This window comes from Streptomyces sp. JW3, assembly GCF_052216785.1.
Lineage (GTDB): Bacteria > Actinomycetota > Actinomycetes > Streptomycetales > Streptomycetaceae > Streptomyces.
In genome coordinates this window covers 1-591 of record NZ_JBQOUX010000263.1, presented here as the reverse complement: position 1 = coordinate 591, position 591 = coordinate 1, and the positions used below count along the sequence as shown (strand labels likewise).

1 protein-coding gene is annotated in these 591 nt (G+C 73.1%); it reads right to left on the bottom strand.

Going from position 1 to position 591, the window contains the following annotated elements; translation table 11 throughout:
• On the bottom strand, positions 1–591 hold a 591-nt coding region (locus tag ACTT8P_RS38415; RefSeq protein ID WP_442836423.1), incomplete at both ends, for a phosphopantetheine-binding protein.

Genomic DNA, 591 nt, shown 5'->3' with positions numbered 1-591 from the left:
CCCCGCCGGCCACCAAACGCGCCCGCAGCATGTCGTGCGTGTCCAGCAACGCCCGCACCCCGGCCGACAGCACCTCCAGCCCGAACCCGACCGGAGCGCCCACCACCATCCACTGCGCGAATCCGGGCCGCGCCGCCGCGCCGCCCACCGACTTCATCACCGGCGTGAACGCGACCTCACCCACACCGGACACTTCCCCAGCCAGTGCCCGCCCGGCCGACCGCTGGGCAACCAGCGCCAACCGCGCCGGGGTCCGCTCCTCGAACACCTGCCGGGGCGAGACCACCCAACCCACGCGCCGCGCCCTCGACGCCAACTGCATCGACATGATCGAATCCCCGCCCAGCACGAAGAAGTCGTCGTCGACCCCGACTTCCCGCGCACTGAGCACCTCGGCGAAGAGGCCGCACAGCGCCTCCTCCGCAGGGGACGTGGGTGCCCGGCCCGGGCCGCCTGCCACGTCCGGGGTGGGCAGGGCGGCCTGGTCGATCTTGCCGTTGGGGGTGAGGGGCAACTCGTCGAGGAGTACGACGGTGGCGGGGACCATGTACTCGGGCAGCCGCTCGGCGGCGAACGCCCGGATCGATGACG